The 15,354-nt window shown below is 58.3% G+C and carries 16 protein-coding genes; 8 read left to right on the top strand and 8 right to left on the bottom strand.

The window, feature by feature from the left end:
- Nucleotides 1-89: 89 nt before the first annotated feature.
- The 5 genes from ACP7AP_RS14885 to ACP7AP_RS14865 are packed head-to-tail and all read left to right on the top strand — an operon-like array spanning nucleotide 90 to nucleotide 4,379.
- The gene (locus ACP7AP_RS14885) at nucleotides 90-974 is read left to right on the top strand and encodes an ATPase (RefSeq protein WP_426035109.1); all 885 of its coding nucleotides are present in this window, start codon (nucleotides 90-92) and stop codon (nucleotides 972-974) included.
- A 25-nt stretch (nucleotides 975-999) separates the two neighbouring features.
- The gene (gene metA, locus ACP7AP_RS14880; protein ID WP_426035107.1) at nucleotides 1,000-1,917 is read left to right on the top strand and encodes a homoserine O-acetyltransferase MetA; all 918 of its coding nucleotides are present in this window, start codon (nucleotides 1,000-1,002) and stop codon (nucleotides 1,915-1,917) included.
- Nucleotides 1,892-2,869, top strand: a complete 978-nt coding sequence (locus ACP7AP_RS14875; protein WP_426035105.1) for an alpha/beta fold hydrolase — start codon at nucleotides 1,892-1,894, stop codon at nucleotides 2,867-2,869. Before metA ends, ACP7AP_RS14875 begins: the two co-directional genes overlap by 26 nt.
- 26 nt (nucleotides 2,870-2,895) lie before the next feature.
- Nucleotides 2,896-3,768, top strand: coding sequence for a polyphosphate kinase 2 (ppk2, locus tag ACP7AP_RS14870; protein ID WP_426035103.1), 873 nt, complete (start codon nucleotides 2,896-2,898; stop codon nucleotides 3,766-3,768).
- Complete coding sequence (locus tag ACP7AP_RS14865; protein ID WP_426035101.1) at nucleotides 3,765-4,379, top strand: TetR/AcrR family transcriptional regulator; 615 nt, start codon at nucleotides 3,765-3,767, stop codon at nucleotides 4,377-4,379. Before ppk2 ends, ACP7AP_RS14865 begins: the two co-directional genes overlap by 4 nt.
- 77 nt (nucleotides 4,380-4,456) lie before the next feature.
- Here ACP7AP_RS14865 and ACP7AP_RS14860 read toward each other — a convergent pair whose 3' ends face one another.
- The 5 genes from ACP7AP_RS14860 to ACP7AP_RS14840 form a co-directional block, all read right to left on the bottom strand.
- On the bottom strand, nucleotides 4,457-5,533 hold the full coding sequence (locus ACP7AP_RS14860) for an ABC transporter ATP-binding protein (protein WP_426035224.1): 1,077 nt from the start codon (nucleotides 5,531-5,533) through the stop codon (nucleotides 4,457-4,459).
- 32 nt (nucleotides 5,534-5,565) lie between these two features.
- Nucleotides 5,566-6,372 carry an ABC transporter permease gene (locus ACP7AP_RS14855; RefSeq protein WP_426035099.1) on the bottom strand — a complete coding sequence of 269 codons (807 nt, stop codon included), beginning with the start codon at nucleotides 6,370-6,372 and terminating at the stop codon, nucleotides 5,566-5,568.
- Entirely contained in the window at nucleotides 6,369-7,316 is a 948-nt protein-coding gene (locus tag ACP7AP_RS14850; RefSeq protein ID WP_426035097.1) for an ABC transporter permease, read from the bottom strand. Before ACP7AP_RS14850 ends, ACP7AP_RS14855 begins: the two co-directional genes overlap by 4 nt.
- A 152-nt stretch (nucleotides 7,317-7,468) precedes the next feature.
- The gene (locus ACP7AP_RS14845) at nucleotides 7,469-7,720 is read right to left on the bottom strand and encodes a hypothetical protein (RefSeq protein WP_426035095.1); all 252 of its coding nucleotides are present in this window, start codon (nucleotides 7,718-7,720) and stop codon (nucleotides 7,469-7,471) included.
- Between the two features lie 125 nt (nucleotides 7,721-7,845).
- Nucleotides 7,846-9,246: a PLP-dependent aminotransferase family protein gene (locus ACP7AP_RS14840; RefSeq protein WP_426035093.1), complete on the bottom strand. Its 1,401-nt coding sequence runs from the start codon at nucleotides 9,244-9,246 to the stop codon at nucleotides 7,846-7,848.
- Nucleotides 9,247-9,335: 89 nt separating this feature from the next.
- On the opposite strand from ACP7AP_RS14840, the gene ACP7AP_RS14835 reads away from it, so the two are divergent.
- Nucleotides 9,336-9,548: a DUF1127 domain-containing protein gene (locus ACP7AP_RS14835; protein ID WP_426035091.1), complete on the top strand. Its 213-nt coding sequence runs from the start codon at nucleotides 9,336-9,338 to the stop codon at nucleotides 9,546-9,548.
- A 252-nt stretch (nucleotides 9,549-9,800) separates the two neighbouring features.
- Here ACP7AP_RS14835 and rpsI read toward each other — a convergent pair whose 3' ends face one another.
- The 3 genes from rpsI to ACP7AP_RS14820 all read right to left on the bottom strand — a co-directional run bounded on the left by rpsI (nucleotide 9,801) and on the right by ACP7AP_RS14820 (nucleotide 11,777).
- Complete coding sequence (rpsI, locus tag ACP7AP_RS14830) at nucleotides 9,801-10,286, bottom strand: 30S ribosomal protein S9 (protein ID WP_426035089.1); 486 nt, start codon at nucleotides 10,284-10,286, stop codon at nucleotides 9,801-9,803.
- 3 nt (nucleotides 10,287-10,289) lie between these two features.
- Nucleotides 10,290-10,754, bottom strand: a complete 465-nt coding sequence (gene rplM / locus ACP7AP_RS14825) for a 50S ribosomal protein L13 (protein WP_304927036.1) — start codon at nucleotides 10,752-10,754, stop codon at nucleotides 10,290-10,292.
- 234 nt (nucleotides 10,755-10,988) lie between these two features.
- Entirely contained in the window at nucleotides 10,989-11,777 is a 789-nt protein-coding gene (locus tag ACP7AP_RS14820; protein WP_426035086.1) for an SseB family protein, read from the bottom strand.
- 148 nt (nucleotides 11,778-11,925) lie between these two features.
- Here ACP7AP_RS14820 and ACP7AP_RS14815 point away from each other — a divergent pair, with 148 nt between their 5' ends.
- Nucleotides 11,926-13,173, top strand: coding sequence for a Na+/H+ antiporter NhaA (locus ACP7AP_RS14815; protein ID WP_426035084.1), 1,248 nt, complete (start codon nucleotides 11,926-11,928; stop codon nucleotides 13,171-13,173).
- Between the two features lie 195 nt (nucleotides 13,174-13,368).
- Nucleotides 13,369-15,129 carry an adenylate/guanylate cyclase domain-containing protein gene (locus tag ACP7AP_RS14810; protein WP_426035082.1) on the top strand — a complete coding sequence of 587 codons (1,761 nt, stop codon included), beginning with the start codon at nucleotides 13,369-13,371 and terminating at the stop codon, nucleotides 15,127-15,129.
- Nucleotides 15,130-15,354 lie beyond the last annotated feature (225 nt).

Here is a 15,354-nt window from a genome sequence, read left to right as displayed (position 1 = left end):
AACGGCCCCGCGCATCAACGCGGGGCCGTTTCTCATTTGCACCGCCCCGCACCTGCCTGTAACAAAGCCAAAAGCTAGCGGAGGGCCCGATGATCTATACCTCAGGACAAGATTTTCGCGCCGCCGCCCAGAAGCGCGTGCTGCTGTTTGGCATGTCGGGGCTTGGAAAGACCTATCTCTCGAACATGCTGCGGGATGCCGGGCAAGCGGGCGCGGGGGGCTGGTTTCACTACTCGGTCGATTACCGCATCGGCACCCGCTACATGAACGAATTCATCGCCGACAATTTCAAGCGCGAGGCGATGAAAGTGCCGCTGCTGCGCGAATTGTTGATGACGGATTCGGTCTATATCGCCTCGAACATCACCTTCAACAACCTCGCCCCGCTCTCGACCTATCTCGGCAAACCGGGTGATCCGGCGCGCGGCGGCATTGCGTTCGAGGAATATCAGCGCCGTCAGGCCGAACATGCGCAGGCTGAAATCTCGGCGATGCTCGACGTGCCGCGATTTGTTGAGCGCGCGGAAAATATCTATGGCTATCAGAACTTTATCTGCGACACCTCAGGTTCGATCTGCGAAGTGGTTGATGCCGAAAACCCCGATGATCCGGTGATGCGGGCACTGGCGGACAATCAGCTTCTGGTCTGGATCAAAGGCTCCGATGCCCATAAAGCCGAACTCGCCCGCCGCTTTGATCGCAGCCCCAAGCCGATGTATTACCGCCCGGATTTCTTGATGAAATTATGGGCAGAGTACCTTGTTCAACAAGGAAAATCCGCCGATCAGGTTGACCCCGACGCCTTCCTGCGCTTTGGCTACGCCCGCCTGCTCGATCACCGCCAGCCACGCTACGCCGCGATGGCGCGCTGGGGCATCACGGTGACTGCCGAAGATGTGGCGCAGGTCAAAACCCCCGCCGATTTCGATGACTTGATCGCGACGGCCCTTGATCGCGCGAAGAACCACGCCTAACTCTCGACAATATCAGGATAAACCCATGCCGATCACCCTGCCCGCCAGCCTGCCCGCCTTTGACGTTCTGCGGAACGAAGGCGTCATGGTGATGTCGCCGGAACGGGCGCAGGCGCAGGAAATCCGGCCTTTGCGCATTGGTCTGCTGAACCTGATGCCGAAGAAAATCCAGACCGAAAACCAATTCGCCCGGCTGATCGGTGCGACGCCATTGCAGATTGATCTGCAACTGATCCGCATGTCCGAACATCAGGCGAAAAACACCGCCGCCGAGCATATGGAAACCTTCTACCGCCCGTTTTCAGAGGTGAAATCCGAGAAATTCGATGGGTTGATCATCACAGGGGCCCCCATCGAACACCTCGCCTTCGAGGAGGTCACCTATTGGGATGAACTCTGCGAAGTGATGGATTGGACCCAGACCAACGTGTTCTCCACCTTTGGCGTCTGCTGGGGCGGCATGGCGATGATCAACCATTTCCACGGCGTCAAAAAGCACATGCTGGACCACAAGGCTTTCGGCTGTTTCCGGCATATGAACTTGGCCCCAACCTCGCCCTTCCTGCGCGGCTTTTCCGATGAATTTGTCATTCCCGTCAGCCGTTGGACCGAGATGAAACAGCCCGAGATTGACGCAGCTCCCGGCCTGCGCACCCTTCTGGGCAGCGATCAGGTCGGTGCCTGTCTGGTCGAAGACCCGGCGCATCGCGCGCTCTATATCTTCAACCATTTTGAATATGACAGCGACACGCTGAAGCAGGAATATGACCGCGATATCGCCGCTGGCACCCCGATCAATGTGCCGGATAATTACTACCCGAATGACAATCCCGCCCTACCTCCGTTGAACCGCTGGCGTAGTCACGCGCATTTGCTTTACGGCAACTGGATCAACGAGATTTATCAGGGCACCCCGTATGAGATGGCAGAAATTGGCCGCTAAGCTGTTGATAACCGCTGCCCTTCTAGGCGGTGTCGCAGGTGTAACCCTGTGGCGTGCGCAGTCGCGTGAGGCCGCAATCTTGGCCGAATTCCCGGCTGAAGGCCAGTTTCTAGTCGTCAACGGGCTGCGGGTGCATGTCTATGTCACAGGCCAAGGCCCCGATCTGATCCTGATCCATGGTGCTTCAGGCAATGCCCGCGATATGACCATGGCACTGGCCGCCGACCTTGAAAAAACCTACCGCGTCATTGCCTTTGACCGCCCCGGCCTCGGCTGGTCAGACCCGATCCCTGATCAATCCCTGCGCGGTCAAGCCCTGCATCTGTCCGCCGCCGCAGCACAGCTTGGCATCAAAGACCCGATCATCGTCGGCCAAAGCTATGGCGGTTCTGTCACCCTCGCCTGGGCGCTTTATGCCCCAATAAAACCCCGTGCCTTGGTGCTAATCTCGGCCCCCTCCTTGCCATGGCCCGGCGCGCTGGATATCTTCTACCGGCTCAGCGACAGCACCATAGGCTCTGCCCTGATCCCGCCACTGGCCGCAGCCTACACCCCCGACAGCTATCTCGACACCACCATCGCTGCCATCTTCGCACCCGATCCGGTGCCGCCCGGCTATGCCAAGGCCATCGCTGCGAAATTAACCATGCGCCGCACGGCCCTACGCGCCAACTTCGCGCAGGTGAATGATCTGCGCGCAGAAATCGTGGCGCAAGAACCGCTCTATCCCCAGCTTACCCTGCCGATTGAGATGATCCACGGCACTGCCGACACCATCGTGCCGATCAACATCCATTCCGAACCCTTCGCCGCCCGCCTGCCCAACGCGCATCTGACGGTCATTGCGGGTGCAGGCCACATGCCGCATTACAGCCACCGCGCCGAAACGCTTGCGGCGATTGAACGCGCCGCCGAACGCTCTGGATTGCGCGCAAGCCCACAATCGCCATAGTGGATGAAAGCCAACCGGAGGATACCATGGACCTGCCCTTTGACGGCGCGATCAGCCGCTATCTCAAAGAAGCCGCCCCGAAAGAGGTGCGCAAGACCATCGAAAAGGCGAGCAACGATGAAATCCTGTGGAAGGATTACCCCTACCGCCAAGAGATGAAGAAAACTGACTACAAAACGCACATGGACGCCCTTCAGGTCCAACTGGTGCGGATGGCCGCTGACATCAAAGCCACGGGAAAACGCATGGTGGTGGTGTTTGAGGGCCGCGATGCTGCGGGCAAAGGCGGGGCGATCTCTGCTGCCTATCTGAACCTCAATCCCCGCGTCGCGGGCATCGTCGCGCTGCCAAAGCCGACCGAGCGTGAGGCCGCACAATGGTATTTCCAGCGCTATGTCGATTGGCTGCCTGCGGCGGGGGAAATCGCTTTCTTTGACCGCTCTTGGTACAATCGCGGGATTGTCGAACATGTCTTCGGCTTTTGTACCCCCGAGCAGCGCGCGAAGTTCTTCCGGCAACTGCCTGAATTTGAACGGATGTTGGTGGATGAGGGGATTGTGCTGGTCAAGCTCTGGCTGGAAGTTGGCCAAGCCGAGCAGTTGCAGCGCTTTCTGGACCGCGAGCAAGACCCGCTGAAGCAGTGGAAACTCAGCCAGATCGACATTGATGGCTTGGCGAAATGGCAGGAATACAGCACTGCGATTGATGAAACCTTTGCCCAAAGCGATTTCAAATACGCGCCTTGGACGGTGATCTTGTCGGATGACAAACTGCGCACCCGGATTTGCGCGATCCAGAACATCCTGCTGGCGCTGGATTTCAAAGGCAAAGACCTGAATGTAATCGGCAAGATTGATGAGAAAATCTGCGGTGGGCCGAAGAAAAGGCCAAAAGGGTGAAACGAGGCTACCATCACGGCAATCTGCGGCAGGCCTTGGTTGAGGCAGCGCTAGAGCTGATCGCCGATCAAGGCCCGACCGGGTTTACTTTGTCCGAGGCCGCGAAAGCCGCCGATGTCACCCCCGCCGCCGTCTACCGCCATTTCGCTGGCCGCGATGATCTGATCGCCGAAGTCGCCCGCCAAGGCTATGACATTTTCGCGGCATTGATGGAGTTTGCTTATAACAACGGCCAGCCCACCGCGCTGGCCGCATTTGAGGCCACGGGCCGTGCCTATCTGGCTTTCGCGCGCAAATATCCCGGCCATTACATGGCGATGTTTGAATCCGGCCTCAGCCTGCAAGCGCATCCCGATCTGGCCATTGTCGCGCAAAAAGCCCGCGCCGTGCTGGAACAAGCCGCCGAAAAACTGTCGCAACACCTGCCCGCAAACAAACGCCCGCCCTCGACGATGTTCTCGGCGCATATCTGGGCGCTGAGCCATGGTGTGGTTGAACTCTATATGCGCGGCGCACCGGGGGCCAAAAGCCCGTTTCCGCCCGAAGATCTGCTGGAAGCAGGCATCGGAATCTATCTGCGCGGGCTGGGGCTGTTGCGGCCCGACAACTGACTGCCCGTTTCATCTTGGCCAAAATACTCCCGCGCGGCGCGCTCCTCAGCCACCAACGGGTACTGATTTAGGCCGAACTAGCGGAACAGCACCAGCGCCCCCGGCGACCATGCCACGCGGGTTTGCGTGCCGATGTCCAGCACAGGCCGCCCGAACACGTTGCGCATCGACAGCCGCATCGGCTCGGTGGTGCCTTCCAGCTTGATGTCGTAATAGGTCATGTCGCCGTAGTAAACGACCTCGACCACCTCGGCCTTACTTTCGCGGTCGGTTGCAGTCTGGCCATCAAACAGGATGGTCAGCGTCTCGGGCCGGAACCCGATTGAGGCGCTTGAGCTGCCCGGTGCGACTGAAACCTGTTCGGCATCCAGCGTAAGCCTGCCAAAACCCTTGGCCTCAACCTCCACCTTGCCATCCACTTCCGACAGAATATCGGCGGGCAGGAAGTTCATCGTGCCAATGAAATCAGCCACTTTCCGGCTGTTCGGACGCCTGTACAACGTTTCAGGATCGGCCAGTTGCGCGATCTCACCCTCAAACATCACCGCAATCCGGTCGGACATCACCAAGGCTTCTTCCTGATCATGCGTCACCAGAATAAAGGTGATGCCAACCTGACGTTGCAGCTTGATCAGCTCCATCTGCATCTGCTCGCGCATCTTTTTGTCCAGCGCAGACAGCGGCTCATCCAGCAGCAACACCTTCGGTTTCAGGATCAACGCCCGTGCCAAAGCCACCCGCTGCCGCTGCCCGCCCGAAAGCGCATGCGCCGCCCGCGCGCCGTAGCCTTTCAGGCCGACCATCTCTAGCGCTTCCGCCACCGCCTTGGCTTTATCCGCAGCCGAGCGCGGATCTTTGCGCAGACCAAAGCCGACGTTCTGCTCCACCGTCAGATGCGGGAAAATCGCGTAGCTTTGGAACACCATATTGGTCGGCCGTACATTGGCTGGCACATTGGCCATATCCTTGCCGTCAATCATCACGACGCCCGAGGATATCCCCTCAAACCCGGCAATGGTGCGCAACAGCGTGGTTTTCCCACAGCCAGACGGCCCGAGCAGGCTGAAAAACTCGCCCGCTTTGATCGTCGCAGTGATGCCGCGCAGGGCGTGATAATCGCCATAATATTTATGCACGTCTTTGAACTCGATCATCGTCTGATCGGCAGCGGTTGATGTTTCAGACGTCACAGGAAGCCTCCAGTATCCTTACCACCGGTTTTGGCGAGGCCACGGCGGCGGAAATATTCTGCGGTTGCAAGCAAGGCGATGGACAGACAGACAAGGATCGTCCCCAAAGCCAGAATGACTGGCACGTTCTGCGGAAAGCGGAACTGGCCAAAGATATAGACCGGCAGAGTGTTTTCATTGCCCGCCAGAAAGAACGCCATGATGAATTCATCAAGGCTGATGGTGAAGGTGATCAGCAAGGACGAGATAATCCCCGGCAGCACCAGCGGCAGGATCACCAAGCGGAACGCCGAAATCGGGGTTTCGCCCAGATCATAAGCGGCCTCCTCCAGCGATTGATCCAAGGATTGAAACGCCGCCGATAAGATTGCGATGGAAAACGGCGTGCAGACCAGCACATGCCCTAAGATCACCGTGAACAACGACAGCGGCATCCCGATCCCCAACAGAACCGTCAGCAATGCCACCGCCAGAATGATATCCGGCATCACCAACGGCAACATGATCAGCCCCATCAGCGGCGTTTTGAACGGGAACGCGTAGCGGCTTGAGGCGCGCGAGGCGAAAATCCCCAGGCAGGTCGAGATCACCGCGGCACTACAGCCGATGATCAGCGAGTTTTTCAGCGCATGATGCAGCGCCGGATCATCCCACAGCTTGCTAAACCAGATCGTGGTGAAGCCGTTCAGCGGAAAGGCGATCGTGGTGGCATTGTTGAACGCAAAGATCGGCAGCAGCACGATCGGCGCGTAAAGAAAGATCAGATAGAAGATCGTATAGCCACGAAACCAACCGCCCTTCATCGCTTGTTCCCCCGCAAGAATCGCCTGTTCAGGAACAAAAATATCAGGCTCACCGCCATCACGAGCGCCATCGACGACACCGCCAATGCCGATCCAAGCGGGTAATTGTCCAGCTTTTTGTAATTCAGCTCGACCAGATTGGCGACCATCTTACCCTCTGGTCCGCCAACCAAACTCGGTGTCACATAATCGCCAATGGTCGGAATGAACACGATCAGCACCGAGGAAATCACCCCCGGCATCGCCAACGGCAAGGTCACCCGCCAGAACGTCATGAACGGACTTTCGCCCAGATCACGCCCTGCCTCAAGGAACGAGCGGTCGATCTTCTCCAATGAGACGAAAATCGGCAGGATCGCAAACGGCGCATAGGCATGCGCAAGGGTGATCACCACCGAATTGACGTTGTACAAAAGCCAGGTGATGGGCTCTTGGATCAGGCCAAGTTCCAGCAGCCCAAAGTTGATCGGCCCACCGGTGCCCAAAATCACCTTCCACAAGAACACCCGGATCAGATAGCTGGTCCAAAACGGAATGGTGATCAAAAACAGCCACAACGACTTTCTCGACGGGCTGACGTAAAAGCTGACGTAATAGGCCACCGGAAACGCCAGCAGCACCGTCACCGCCGTCACCAGCATCGAAATCATCAGCGACCGCCACATCAGCGTCAACGCCAGCGGGTCCGACCAAACCCCCTTATAAGTCTGCGACTCGGTCAGAACGCCGTTAACCTCCTTCATGGAATGACATTCACCAAAGTAGTTACACAGTTGAAAATGCGGGATAATCTGCAAATATCCGTCGGTCATGAAGCTGTAGACCAAGATCATCCCCAACGGGGCCGCCAGCAGCAAGATCGCGTAAATCGCGGTGGGGCTGATCATCAACAGCCCGTTGGCGGCCTCAGATCCCCTGAAGCGCACCTTTGGTTTCGATTGCATCCCAACCCCCCTGTTGCGCCTTGGCTGGCACAGCTTTGCGTCTTTTGATCAAATTAAGCCGATCCTGCGAAACCGCGCAAGACTTATCTGATCGCAAATCTTGACCGATCATTGCCGCCAAGGGACCATCGCGCAAGGAAAACAGGATGAATTCAGATCCGCTCGATCTCAATCGCCCGCTTTTTAAGCTCGTCGTACAGACGGGCGAGCACTCTTTGCGCGCCCACCGCGGCCTGTAACGCATCCGAGATCCCCTGATCGCCCGCGCCATCCGACACCCGCCAGACCAGCCGCTGCTTGGCGCCGTCATCATAGACAATCTCGGTCAGGCCGGTGCGCGACTTGCGCATGCCCAGAAAATCCGCGCCCGCTCCCGGCGCGTGAAACGTGGTTTGAAGTCCCATTTTCGGGCCTTTCTTTTATGGGTCTGGCTAACCTGTTCTAAGGTTGGAATCTTGCGCACCGACCGCCTTTCGGTCAATTCCTGCCAAAAGGATTGTGTGCGAGCCGAGTCCAGAAAGTCACACAATCAAACTGCCATATCGTTCGGCGGCCGCGGCAGCATGTATCCCAACGCCGCGAGGCCAGCGTCAAGCTGCTGCCGCGGGATACCCCCCGCAATCGCCAGACGCACCGCATTGGGGGCCCGCCCATTGCTCATCGCATATTGGTCGGCGGCACGCAGCAACACCCCCTGTTCTTCCGCCATCCGGGTGAACGTATAACACCGCCAGCCTTGCGGCAGCCGCAACCATGCAAACGGGATACCCTTTTGCCAAGACAGATCAAACGCGCCCAAACGGTTGACAACCATTTGCAAACGTTCAGAAAACTCTGCCTCAACCTTTGCGCGGATCGTATGCGCAGCCCCCGAGTTGAACAATTCCAGCGCAAACTCGGCCAGCGGCTTTGATAGCGCAAAAAACGCGTGCTGCGCCGCCAGCCGCCCGGTTGGCCCCATGCCGCTCGGGCAAATCACATAGCCAAACCGCAGCGCCGCCGACACCGATTTCGACAGTGACCCCGCATACCAAACCCGCTCGGGAGCCAAAGCCCGCAAGGCCGGGTCGGGCGCGCCGGAATAGAAATAGCACTCATCCTCGATGATTTGCAGATCATAGCGCCGCGCGATGGATACAATCTGGGACATACGTTCGGGGCTCATCCGCGCGGTGGTCGGGTTTTGTGCGCTTGGCGTCAGACACAAAACTTGCGCGCCATAACGTTTGCAGGCGGCTTCCAGCGCATCCGGGCGGATACCTTCATCATCCAGTTCAATGCCGATCACCTCGGCCCGCGCCGCACGCGCGGCATAGCGAAAGCCCGGATAAGCCAGATCCTCGATCAGCACCACCGGACGGTCGCCGCGCAAACAGCAATCCAGAATCAGTCCGATGCCGCTTTGCCCGCCATGCGTCAGCATCACATCATCTTCGCCAATCGGCCCCAGCACCCGGTTGGCCAGCCAGCCCACCACCGCTTCACGCAGCGGGGCCTCACCACTTTGATGTGTATAATCAAGCCATTCCGTGCCGACGCTCAGGGAAACCTTGCGCAGAATATCACCAAAAATCGCCACCTGTCCAACATCCGGCAGTTGCGGTGAGCGCAGATCAACCCGGCCCTCGTCCACCCCCGGATCGCGATCGGTGAACAAGGGTTGCGTCGGCCCCAGCCTCGGTTTACGCGCTGCCACAAAAGTGCCGCGACCCACCGTCGCCTCCAGCAGACCTTCCTGCGTCGCAATCTGATAGGCCCGGCTGACCGTCCCCGGCGTCACAGACAAGCGGTAGGCCAGATCGCGCACGGTCGGTAATTGTGTGCCTTGCGGTAAGGTCGCGGTGCGGATCGCGTCTCGCAACGCCCGCGCCAGCGACAGATACTTCGGCCCTTCATCGCCGGCGAGATCGGGCACCCAGATTGTATGCATAACAATGTTCCTCTGGCGATTCGCCGGCTGGCATTGTATCAATCATAGCAGGCAACTGCATCTTGTATCAATACAATCGGATGAAGCAAATGTCGTATAACCAAGCCCTCGCTCTGAATGCTCAAGCCCTGCCGCCAATTTCGCGCATCGCAGTCTCGCTCGCGCTGACCGTCGCGGCATGGGAATTGCGCTATCGCACCCGAAAGCAGTTGGCACAGATGCCGAAACATATACTGCGCGACATTGGCCTTTCTGAAGACCACGCGGAACTTGAGGCCGAAAAGCCGTTCTGGCGCGCCTGACCCATTCTCGCTGTTCCCCAACCTCGGGCCGGTTATTCCGGCCCGTTTTTTTTACGGCTTTGATCCAAGCCAAGGCGTGGCCAATCCGCATAGAACCACAACATATTGTGGAAATGGGTCTTAGAGAGACGCACAAACACAAGTCATTCCCAGCGGGGAAGACTTTTGCGGTGAAATCTATGGGTCAAAGCAACCCAAAACAAAAGGCCCGTGGAACACCACGGGCCTTTTGCCAAATCCCAGAGGGGAAACTTAACGCTTCGAGAACTGGAACGACTTACGGGCTTTCGCCTTGCCGTATTTCTTACGTTCCACCACGCGGCTGTCGCGGGTCAGGAAGCCAGCGGCTTTCAAAGCGCCACGCAAAGCGGGCTCATAAAGCTGCAAGGCTTTCGAGACGCCATGCTTAACAGCACCAGCCTGGCCGGAAAGACCACCGCCCGCCACCGTGGCCATCACGTCGAATTGGCCTTCGACACCAGCAACCGTGAACGGCTGACGCAGGATCATTTGCAGCACCGGACGCGCGAAATAAACCGCCATCTCTTTGCCGTTCACAACCACTTTGCCCGAGCCCGGTTTGATCCAGACGCGCGCAACCGCGTTTTTCCGCTTGCCGGTCGCATAAGAGCGGCCCAGCTTGTCACGCACAGCGACGCGCACGATAGCCAAAGGAGCAGCCGGGGAAGCCGCACCAACGGCCGATTTCAGATCGTCGAGAGATTTGATTTCGGACATGATTTATGCGCTCCGGGTGTTCTTCGGGTTCAGCGATGCAACATCGAGAACGGTGGGCTGTTGCGCCTCATGCGGATGCTCAGCCGACGCGTAAACGCGCAGGTTGGTCATCTGAACGCGGCCCAGACGGTTGCGGGTGATCATACGCTCAACAGCTTTGACCACGACGCGCTCGGGATGCGCACCTTCCAAGACTTGCTTGGCGGTGCGCTGCTTGATGCCGCCCGGATGGCCGGTGTGCCAGTAGTAGATCTTGTCGTTGCGCTTGTTGCCAGTCATCTGGATTTTGTCCGCGTTGATGACTATAACATTATCACCCATGTCCATGTGGGGGGTGAAGGTCGGCTTGTTTTTGCCGCGCAGGATAGAAGCCACGATCGTTGCAAGACGGCCCAGAACGATGCCTTCGGCGTCGATCAGGATCCATTTCTTGTCAATGTCCGCAGGCGTAGCGGAGAAGGTTTTCATCTTGAACCCATAAGAGAGAGGGCGAGAGTCACCTCTCGCATTTCGGATAGCGGTTTATCGCTGAACCAGTGCGCAGCGTCAAGCGGCAGAACGAATATAAAATTATACGTTTTCAATGATTTGCGATATGCGGTATTAAGTTACCCCATATTCACTCCGAACAATTTGACTAAAATGGTCATCCTCTCTGCTCAAATATCCCACAGGGGTCTGGGGGTGTGAAACCCCCAGCCTTCATCGCAAGCGCGGCGGCTTGCCATCCATCCCCGGCGCCGCGCGCTCTATCGTATCCTCCACCACCAGTTCCGGCACCTCAAACACCACCGCGACCCGGGCAAGCTCGACCACTGCCGCATCGCTGGATGCCAAAAACGTTACATCCAACTCCCCCGCCTCCAGCCCGGAAAACACCAAAGCCTCTGACAACGCCCGCGCCAAAGCCTCCTCTGCGCGCGGAGCCGCATCTATCACCGCCAATATATGCCCCAGCCGCCCGTCCCTATAGCGCACCCCCACCAGCAGTGCCGCCTGCGCCAACCCAGCCGCCCCGCCAAGCGTAAACCTCAAAGCATCGCTCAACGATTCTGGCAGACCCTTCGGTGCGAAAAACTGCGCAGGTGTTGCCTCGACCTCGACCGGAGCTGCCTCCAACATCTCGCACAGCCAGCGCAAGGCTTCCGGCGGCAACAGCACTTCGGACGCAGCGCCAGTGCCAAAGTTCAGCCCCAAAGACAGCCCCTGCCCCAGCATCTGCTGCGCGATCAACCGCCCCGGCAGCGCCGCATAGGGCAGGCCTGCAACCGACTGCCCGCCCCCCATCACCGCCAACCGTTCCTCGGAATCATACGCCAACAGCACCGGCCCATCCGGCAGATCGAACACCTTAGGGTCCACCCGCTCGCCTGAAGCCTCGCGCTCCAGCAGCAAAAACAACGTCGCATCCGCCAGCAGCCGGTAAAACTGCAACCCCGCCGCCGCATCCCCCGTCTGCATCGCGCCATAAGCCTGATCGAGACTTTGCATCACATCCTCCGTTTTGCCATCGCTACTGCTACAAACGCCGCACCGCAACAGCACAGCAACACTTGCAGACTTCCGCCAAATCCTGATTGTGACGCCGCTGCCCCCCAGATAGTGAGGGATAAACCGCGCGCCTCCCCGGAATCCCGCTATGTATCGTGTCTCGCCCTTCGTGCGCCATTTCGCCTTGGCCCTTTGCCTTGGCATCCTTGCCGCCACGCTTTGGCTTAACCTGGATGCCGCAAGTTACTATGATTTCGTCGAAGGACGCATCACCGATCTGCACGCCCCTTCAGGTGTCACCGAAATGCTGCCCGCGTGGCTGACGCAATGGTCGCTGCAAAGCCCGGCCCTGACCCCCGCCTCGCTCACCTCGCACGGGCTGATGGCGTTGTTCATGTTCTTCGTCGGTAAGGAATTGTGGGAGGCCTTGATTTTAGAGCGTGGCGCGCTGTCTGGCCCGCAATCTCTGGTGCCGCTTGGCGGTGTGATCGGAGCGACATTGGGTGCAGCCCTTGTCTGGATACTCACCGGCGCGCTGATCGAGACCGCCGCCGAATCCAGCCTTGCCATCGGCTGGCAAGTCCCGCTCGGCTCTGATGTGGTGCTCGGCTACGTCTTGGGCCGCCGGGTGTTCGGGCCAAATCACCCGGCGCTGCATGTGCTGCTGCTGGTCACCATCGCCTGCGATTTTCTCGGCTTGCTGGTGTTGGGCCTGTCCTATCCCAGCGGTGGTCTGTTCCGCTTGGGCTGGCTTGCGCTGCCGCTGCTCGCCAGCCTTGGCGTCTGGGCATTGTATGGCCGCCGCCCGAACCCCAACGCGTCTGAGACCGCGCGCCGCCGCGGCCTGATGCTTTGGCCCTATATCTTGGCCGGAGCGATCTCTTTCATCGGCGTCGCCTGTGCGGGCCTGCCCCCGGCGCTTGGCCTGCTGCCGGTGATCCCCGCCATCCCGCACGCCGACCGCTCTTTCGGCTTCTTCGCCGAGGCCGAGAATTTCTTGCAAGACCCGCTCAACCGCCTCGCCCACCTGTTGGTGCGACCCTTGGCGCTGGTGTTGTTCCTGTTCGGCCTGACCCGAGGCGGCATTGATCTGTCGGCCCTTGCCCCCACCACAATCACCACCCTCGCCGCGTTCTGGATCGGCAAACCCTTTGGCTTCCTGCTCGGGTGCTGGCTGGCGGCAAAAATAACCCGCCGCACCCTGCCGCAAGGTATCGGCCTGCGGGAGCTGCTGCTGATCGCCATGCTGCTCGGCCTCGGCTTCACCGTCCCGGTCCTCGCCCTTGACACCGCTTTGCCCGGCGGCGGCATGGCCGAAGCCGCCCGCATTGGCCTCGCGTTAAGCCTCTTGGCTGGGGCCTGCGCCCTGATCATCGGCAAACTGACGCGGCGCTAGCGGCCATTTTGGTCAGAGACAGGAGCGCGTGAGTTCTGTCAAAGCAACAGTGTAGCTAACAATGCCAGCAGCCGAACCCCCCTTGGTACCTTGACTGACGGCTCATCGGGTCGCCGACAGTTGGCCATAGATCATTGGACGGAACCCGGCTTTTGGGATAAAAGCCAAAAGCATAGGTTTGAGTGGTGTCAACCGATGAATGAGACCCGCGTCCAGCGTAGACTTTCGGCCGTACTGGTGGCGGATATCGTGGGCTACAGCCTGATGGTTGGAGCCGACGAGAAGGGAACTGTCCAAGCAGTAAAGAATTTTTGGGCAAACGTGTTGACGCCGCTGGTCGCAGAACACGCGGGCCGGATCATCAAGTTCATGGGCGATGGTGTTCTCATTGAATTCCAGAGCGCAGTTGATGCCGTGGAATGTGCGCTGCGCGTTCAGGATTTTCTCTCGCATGTGAATGAAACTGACTCTGGGGATCACTGCATCACCCTACGCATTGGCATCAACCTCGGTGACTTGATCATTGATGGGGATGACATCTTCGGCGAAGGCGTGAATGTGGCGGCTCGTCTTGAGTCCCTCGCTCGGATAGGGGAACTGTGTATCGCTGCCAACGTATATGACGCCGTTCGTGGTAAGCTGGAGTTTGGTGCCGAAGACCTTGGGCCTGTGCAACTTAAAAACATCTCGGAACCCGTAAGAATCTTTCGCGTCTTTCGCGGTGGCGCACGGCTGCACACAGGTATGAAGGCTAAGCCTGAGGAAGTCGTCCTGTCGATTGCGGTGCTGCCCTTCGACAACATGAGTGCCGTTCCAGAGCACGGATATATCGGAGACGGGATTGCGGAAAACATCATCACTGATTTATCGCGCTTTCGAGATATTTCGGTGATCGCGCGGAATTCAAGCTTTGCCTACAAGGGTAAGGCGACACGAGTCCAGGACATCCGCAGAGACCTCGGTGTGAACTATGTGCTGGAAGGCAGCATCCAGAAAACCGCAGACCGTATCAGGATCACCGCGCAGCTGATCGAGGGGGTGACCGGAAAGCACCTCTGGGCAGAACGCTATGATCGGCAAGTGGATGATATCTTTGGGGTCATGGACGAGATCACCCAGACAATCGTAGGTACTCTGGCCACAACCTACGGCGGCCGATTGCGCAAGTCTGCAAGCGAACGATCAAGCGATGCGGGTCCCACCAGCTTCACTGCCTTCGATCACTTCGTGCAGGGCATGCAGGAGGTGAACAAATTTACGGAAGACTCGATCTCGGCGTCGATCAATCACTTCAAACTAGCGATCCAGCTAAACCCCCGATACGCCAAAGCTCATGCCAAACTGGCTTGGGCCTATCTGATGAGGCTCTTCTTCGGTTGGACGGATGACGAAGCTGACACTCTCAAGAAAAGCCAGGACGCAGCTAACCGGGCGATCTGGGCCGATGAATCAGAAGCTTGGGCCCATTGGGCAATCGCCGGATGCGCACTTCTCGAACTTAAGCACGATCTGACAATTAGCCGCATGCTTCGTGCGGTCGAATTGAATCCGAACGACGCTGACATTTTGACAGATATGGCTGCGTTTTGCAGTTATGCGGGGCGGGCTGACGAAGGGATTGTCTACGCGCTGAAGGGCATGCGGATCAATCCACACTACCCCGAGTATTATGCTGATCAGCTTGGTCAGATTTATTTCGACGCTCGGCAGTATGAAGACGCAATCCGCACATTTCAAGGCATACGGTCTCTTAAGACACCGTCAATGCTGGTGTACTTGGCAGCAAGTTATGCCGCTCTGGGTCAGGGCGATGAAGCGCTTAAAGTCACCACAGAATTACTCTCTCTGGAACCCCAATCGACGGCAGCTTATTGGGCGGGGCGCACTCCTTACAAATTGGACACGGACAGAGACCATTTGGCGACAAACTTGTGCCGGGCTGGTCTGCCCCATTAGCTTGTGCACCCAAGATGTTGCTGACTTGGAAAGTTGTTGCGTAGCAAAAGCACGCTCCCACAGCCGAATTGTTAAGCAGACAAGCAGTTTTGGGCAAAACCATACGGTTAGAGCAAGTCGCCGTTCATATGATTCAGGCTTCCCATCTTGGACGGTTTCTGATTCCCTGATCTTTCCAGATATAGGGGATCGAGATGGGCAAATCACATCCTATGGAGCTTCGCA

This window comes from Cypionkella sp. TWP1-2-1b2, from assembly GCF_049896245.1.
Classification (GTDB): domain Bacteria; phylum Pseudomonadota; class Alphaproteobacteria; order Rhodobacterales; family Rhodobacteraceae; genus Cypionkella.
This window is presented reverse-complemented; position numbering and strand designations above follow the sequence as displayed.

What these genes read in the sequence shown, in the direction of transcription:
- ppk2 (WP_426035103.1), top strand. Translation starts at nt 2,896, where the DNA reads ATGGACCTGCCCTTTGACGGCGCGATCAGCCGCTATCTCAAAGAAGCC.
- ACP7AP_RS14835 (WP_426035091.1), top strand. Translation starts at nt 9,336, where the DNA reads ATGTCGTATAACCAAGCCCTCGCTCTGAATGCTCAAGCCCTGCCGCCA.
- rpsI (WP_426035089.1), bottom strand. Translation starts at nt 10,286, where the DNA reads ATGTCCGAAATCAAATCTCTCGACGATCTGAAATCGGCCGTTGGTGCG.
- metA (WP_426035107.1), top strand. Translation starts at nt 1,000, where the DNA reads ATGCCGATCACCCTGCCCGCCAGCCTGCCCGCCTTTGACGTTCTGCGG.
- ACP7AP_RS14820 (WP_426035086.1), bottom strand. Translation starts at nt 11,777, where the DNA reads ATGCAAAGTCTCGATCAGGCTTATGGCGCGATGCAGACGGGGGATGCG.
- ACP7AP_RS14810 (WP_426035082.1), top strand. Translation starts at nt 13,369, where the DNA reads ATGAATGAGACCCGCGTCCAGCGTAGACTTTCGGCCGTACTGGTGGCG.
- ACP7AP_RS14885 (WP_426035109.1), top strand. Translation starts at nt 90, where the DNA reads ATGATCTATACCTCAGGACAAGATTTTCGCGCCGCCGCCCAGAAGCGC.
- ACP7AP_RS14845 (WP_426035095.1), bottom strand. Translation starts at nt 7,720, where the DNA reads ATGGGACTTCAAACCACGTTTCACGCGCCGGGAGCGGGCGCGGATTTT.
- ACP7AP_RS14855 (WP_426035099.1), bottom strand. Translation starts at nt 6,372, where the DNA reads ATGAAGGGCGGTTGGTTTCGTGGCTATACGATCTTCTATCTGATCTTT.
- rplM (WP_304927036.1), bottom strand. Translation starts at nt 10,754, where the DNA reads ATGAAAACCTTCTCCGCTACGCCTGCGGACATTGACAAGAAATGGATC.
- ACP7AP_RS14875 (WP_426035105.1), top strand. Translation starts at nt 1,892, where the DNA reads ATGAGATGGCAGAAATTGGCCGCTAAGCTGTTGATAACCGCTGCCCTT.
- ACP7AP_RS14850 (WP_426035097.1), bottom strand. Translation starts at nt 7,316, where the DNA reads ATGCAATCGAAACCAAAGGTGCGCTTCAGGGGATCTGAGGCCGCCAAC.
- ACP7AP_RS14815 (WP_426035084.1), top strand. Translation starts at nt 11,926, where the DNA reads ATGTATCGTGTCTCGCCCTTCGTGCGCCATTTCGCCTTGGCCCTTTGC.
- ACP7AP_RS14860 (WP_426035224.1), bottom strand. Translation starts at nt 5,533, where the DNA reads ATGATCGAGTTCAAAGACGTGCATAAATATTATGGCGATTATCACGCC.
- ACP7AP_RS14840 (WP_426035093.1), bottom strand. Translation starts at nt 9,246, where the DNA reads ATGCATACAATCTGGGTGCCCGATCTCGCCGGCGATGAAGGGCCGAAG.